Here is a 4,739-nt window from a genome sequence, read left to right as displayed (position 1 = left end):
CCTTCAGCGGCTTGGCGGCCAGTTTGGCCGACAATTTGCCCCAGGCGATGATCGAGGCGGTAAAGGTGATGCCGCCGATAAAACAGCCGACAAACAGCTCGACCCGCTGCACCGTGCTGTGGTGCTGGATCGGGTTGTGCACCGATGCCAGGGCAATCAGCACGGCAGCGAGACCGACCAGCGAATGCATCATGGCGACGGTTTCAGGCATTTGCGTCATCGGCACCGTCTTGGCGCGCCAGGTACCGACCAGTGCACCAGCCATCATGGCGACGACGATCATCACCAGATTCGGGCTGGGTGCCAGCACCAGGGTCACCAGGACTGCCAGCCCCATGCCGACCATGCCGTAGCGATTGCCGGCAATGGCGCCGGTCGGGCTGGACAGGCCTTTGAGGGTAAGGATGAACAGGATGGCGGCGACCAGATAGATCCAGTCTGCGTATTGGGCAATGTGGCTCATAGAAATTCCTTGCAAAGCGCTTTTCCTGGCATGGCTTTGCCGACGACAGGCATGCAGATCGGGCCAAGGGAAAAGCGGTTTCTTGGGTAGACAGTCATTCCGGCAGCGCTATTGAAGCCAGCCGAAAATGGTCCGAGCTTGCCTGTCGGCTTGAAACCCGACCTGGCTCGGATTGCGACGTGGCGCAGTTCCCCCGCAGCGGCGGGGGCGGAAGCGGCAGGATCAATCAGCGAAGCACGCTGGAGAATCGAATGGCGGCTGGCACCCGGCTCCGCCGGGTGAGGCTGTGCAGGCTTCAACATCAGGAGGCCTTTTTCTTCTTCTTGAACATGTCGAGCATGCGCGAGGTAACCGCGAAGCCGCCGAAGATGTTCACACTGGCCAGGAACACTGCCACCGCGCCGAGGATGGAGGTGAGCGAGAAGGCCTCGCCACCGATGTAGACAGTCTGCAATATCGCCCCCACCACGATGATACTGGACAGCGCATTGGTTACCGCCATCAAGGGGGTATGCAGCGCCGGCGTCACGTTCCACACCACGTGGTAGCCGACAAAAATCGCCAGGATAAAGATGGTGAAAGTCGCCACGAAAGGCGTTTGCAATAATTGCTCGACCGGCAGTTGCTGCACGGCATGCGCTACCTGGGCACCGGCTTGCGTGGCGGTCTGAGCCATGGTTTCTGTGGTGTTCATGGAGCTTGCTCCTTGGATAGGGGTTCTGTAGGTCGGGATTCATCCCGACTGGCGCCGCTGTCGGGATAAATCCCGACCTGCTGGCTCACTTCGCCTTGCCGAACAACAGCTCGCCGTCATGGGTGAGCAGGCTGGCGGCGATAATGTCGTCATCGCGGTTGAGCACGTAGCCACGCTCCTTGTCGAGCAGCAGGCCGGTGAAATTGAGCAGATTGCGCGCATACAGCGCCGAGGCATCGGCGGCGACCAGGCCGGGCAGATTGGCAAAGCCGACCAGCTTTACCCCGCCATCAGTCGTCACCACCTCATTCAGGCGCGACAGCGGACAGTTGCCGCCGTTTTCCACCGCCAGATCAACCAGCACCGCGCCCGCTTTCATGCCGGCCACGGTTTCCGGCTGGATCAGTACCGGCGCTGGCCGGCCCGGAATCAAGGCGGTGGTGATCACGATATCGGCAGCGCGCGCATGCTTGTCGACCAGCGCAGCCTGGCGCTGCTTGTAGTCGTCCGACATCTCACGGGCATAGCCGCCCGCCGTTTCGGCCTGACGCTTTTCCTCGTCAGTAAGCGGCACTTCGACGAATTTGCCGCCAAGCGACTCCACCTGCTCCTTGGCTGCCGGCCGTACATCAAATGCTTCCACCACCGCACCGAGGCGCTTGGCCGTCGCGATCGCCTGCAGGCCGGCTACCCCGGCACCGAGTACCAGCACTCGCGCCGGTTTCACCGTGCCGGCAGCGGTCATCATCATCGGCATAAAGCGTGGATAAAACTCGGTAGCCAGCAGCACCGCCTTGTAGCCGGCGATATTGGCCTGGGAAGACAGCACATCCATCGCCTGCGCGCGGGTAGTGCGGGGCACCAGTTCCATGGCAAATACATCGAGCTGCTTGGCGGCGTAGTCGGCCAGCAAGCCATTGCGATACGGGTCGCACAGGGCAATGACCGCCGCACCCTGCTTGATCGGCGCCAGCTCCTCGAACGTTGGTGCGCGCACCTTTAGCAGCAACTCAGCCTCGGCCACCGTTGCTGCATAGTCGGGCGCAATGCCGGCACCAGCCTCGACCAACGCGGCATCGCTGATGGCCGAAGCAATACCGGCGCCGCTCTGCACCAGGACGGTATGGCCGGCCGCACAATACTTCTTGATGGTTTCGGGCGTGGCCGCCACGCGGGTTTCCCGCGCAGCCGCTTCCCTGGGGATGGCTATCTTCATGAACTACACCTCGCCTGTTTTCATTTCCAAACCGAAGGCGGTCTACGCCTTGGGTTTGGAAACGAAGCCCGCTTGCGCTGGCGTCGAAACGTTCAGTACCCGGCAACAAGCCGGACACCAACTTCACTATCCAGTGTTCGAATGGCATGCAACATGCCTGCTTCACAGCAGGCGTCGGGCCAGAAACCGGCCCGGCATTTCGCTGCGGTTGGCAGCGAGGTGAGCAAACGCCGGCGGATGGCCAGCGTGAAAACCGCATTGACTGCCGGATTCGGCAGCAATTTCAAACAAGCGTTTGAACGGTAACCCTATTCAAACACGGTTTGAAATGCTTGGAAAGACCGAAACGCACCATGGCCAATGTCGGGCATCAAGATTACGACAGTTCGTATCACCCATGCAGCAATGGCTACCTTACAGACTTGGAGCATGCGGCAGGACAAGACATCGCCCCCATCGGGGCTCGCAGCGCGTTCGAACCTGCAAACTGCATCGATACTGTTTGCATTCATGTAAACAAAGTGATCGAAAAACCTCAGCGCCTTGCAACTTGTTTGCCGCATGGCTAAGCGCGGCGCGATTCATTCGACACGCATTGCAAAAGCAAACTGCTTGGAGCGGTGCCGCGAAAAATCAATAAAGCGGTGTTTTCAGCAAATGACCCGATTTTCGCAGCCGTAACGTAAAGTAAACACTCGATTCGTTCAGGGATGGCATGGCAAGCCGCGAGTATATATTCAGCATCAAGTCGATGACTCCTGCAATATCAATCGCCGCCAATATACCTTGCTGATGAACTCACCTGTCATCAACACGTACCTCAAGCTCACCTGTTTTTACTGACTGCTTGAATCATCGCGACAGAGACTCATTTAGATAATTCTGCATATCGGTTATCTGGTACGATTTGCCATATCGATACGCAATTGTCACTATAAGAACTTACCCGTAAATTACAGATCATTTCTGACAAGAATGTATCCAATTACGCCACAGCAGTCAGACTCTAGCCAATCAGAAAATTGACCAGAATTGCAATATTATTCTGAACCGAAGCCATTTCCTGATCCGCGCATGCCGACTCAAGGACCGGTATATTTACAAGAACTTGACGAATAAAGGACATCCACGTCAGAATGAAGTCAGCCTCACATGTCGATCGCATATTCCCATCGTAAGCTTCTGTTCCCCTGCATCATGGCTCTCTGAGCTTAGCAATCGCTTAGCGCCCATTAGCCAATATTCATCGCAGCGCGCGGCAGGCACCGTGATAATCAAAAACATATCAGCATGACAAGCTGAAAAATATGCCGCGATCACTGCTACCGTCTGTATTTAATAAATACATATCAGATACAGCAGCTGATCAGGCCAAACAAAATATCGCCATGCACCCAGGCATATCAACGAAGAGATTCAGGAAGTCGATAATGGAATTTTTACGCCCGCTGCTGTTGCTATTGCTCTGTCTAGTTAGTGAAGCCAGAGTTACTACCACCGCCATTTCGGATTCTGCCACTCTGAAACGCATCATGGAATCCGGCACGGTGAAAATCGGCTACCGTTCCGATGCCAAACCATTTTCCTACTTTGAAAATGGCAAGGTACAAGGCTATGTAGTCGATCTGTGCAAACAGATCGTCGACGATTTATCGCTTGAATTGCAAAAACCGTTGCAAACCGTGACGGTGGAAGTAAACCGGCAAAACCGCCTGTCCATGGTGGCCAGCGGTCAGATCGATCTGGAATGCGGCAGTACCACCGTTACCAGTAATCGCCAGCGTGATATTGCATTCAGCCTGAATACCTATGTGACCAGCACCCGTCTGCTCACCCGTAAAAGCACCCAGATCAATAACGGCGACCATCGTTTTGCCGGCCTGAATGGTGGCACTATCGCAGTGACTGCCAATACCCCGCATGAGTCGCAACTTGCCTTGTTTATGCAAGGCATTGATTACAAGCTGTTGCGGGTAAACAGCATTGCCGAAGGGGTGAATGCCGTGCTCACCGGCAAAGCACAGGCCTATGTCCAGGACGACATCCTGCTGCAAGATGGCCTGCGCGCCATCGGCAGTGCGGCCAAGGAAATGGCGATCAGCAGCGACTACCTGTCGGTGGAGCCGTATAGCATCGGCCTGGTTCGTGGCGATACCCGCTTCCTTACGCTGGTAAACAAATCGCTGCGCAAGCAATTCTCTGGCGGCTACGCCGACAACCGCCTCAGCTACTGGCTGCGCGATCGCGGCTATGCGGTCAACAATCTGGCAGAACAGAATTTGCGCAGCCCGGCCACCGCCATTGCCATGCATGATTGATTGGTCTTTGGGCCTTGCTGGCTTAGCCGCTCAAGCAGTTCCATCAAA

General features: G+C 56.3%; 4 protein-coding genes. 1 reads left to right on the top strand and 3 read right to left on the bottom strand.

Annotated features, from left to right (window positions below):
- The 3 genes from ACE3OH_RS19545 to ACE3OH_RS19535 form a co-directional block, all read right to left on the bottom strand.
- Nucleotides 1-463, bottom strand: a 463-nt coding sequence (locus tag ACE3OH_RS19545; protein ID WP_374357117.1) for an NAD(P)(+) transhydrogenase (Re/Si-specific) subunit beta, incomplete at its 3' end; no start/stop codon positions are given.
- A 301-nt stretch (nucleotides 464-764) separates the two neighbouring features.
- A complete protein-coding gene (locus tag ACE3OH_RS19540; protein WP_374357119.1) occupies nucleotides 765-1,139 on the bottom strand; it encodes a proton-translocating transhydrogenase family protein in 375 nt (124 codons plus the stop codon).
- 103 nt (nucleotides 1,140-1,242) lie between these two features.
- The gene (locus tag ACE3OH_RS19535; RefSeq protein WP_374357115.1) at nucleotides 1,243-2,373 is read right to left on the bottom strand and encodes a Re/Si-specific NAD(P)(+) transhydrogenase subunit alpha; all 1,131 of its coding nucleotides are present in this window, start codon (nucleotides 2,371-2,373) and stop codon (nucleotides 1,243-1,245) included.
- A gap of 1,430 nt (nucleotides 2,374-3,803) precedes the next feature.
- Between ACE3OH_RS19535 and ACE3OH_RS19530 the strand changes: the two genes are divergently transcribed.
- On the top strand, nucleotides 3,804-4,691 hold the full coding sequence (locus ACE3OH_RS19530) for an amino acid ABC transporter substrate-binding protein (protein ID WP_374357113.1): 888 nt from the start codon (nucleotides 3,804-3,806) through the stop codon (nucleotides 4,689-4,691).
- Nucleotides 4,692-4,739: the final 48 nt, after the last annotated feature.

The sequence above is a fragment of the Chitinimonas sp. genome, assembly GCF_041904975.1.
Lineage (GTDB): Bacteria > Pseudomonadota > Gammaproteobacteria > Burkholderiales > Chitinimonadaceae > Chitinimonas.
Note: the sequence above shows the minus strand (reverse complement) of the source record. Positions and strands in the feature narration are given on the sequence as shown.

Coding starts and splice junctions, on each gene's coding strand:
- ACE3OH_RS19530 (WP_374357113.1), top strand. CDS start 3,804: ATGGAATTTTTACGCCCGCTGCTGTTGCTATTGCTCTGTCTAGTTAGT.
- ACE3OH_RS19540 (WP_374357119.1), bottom strand. CDS start 1,139: ATGGCTCAGACCGCCACGCAAGCCGGTGCCCAGGTAGCGCATGCCGTG.
- ACE3OH_RS19535 (WP_374357115.1), bottom strand. CDS start 2,373: ATGAAGATAGCCATCCCCAGGGAAGCGGCTGCGCGGGAAACCCGCGTG.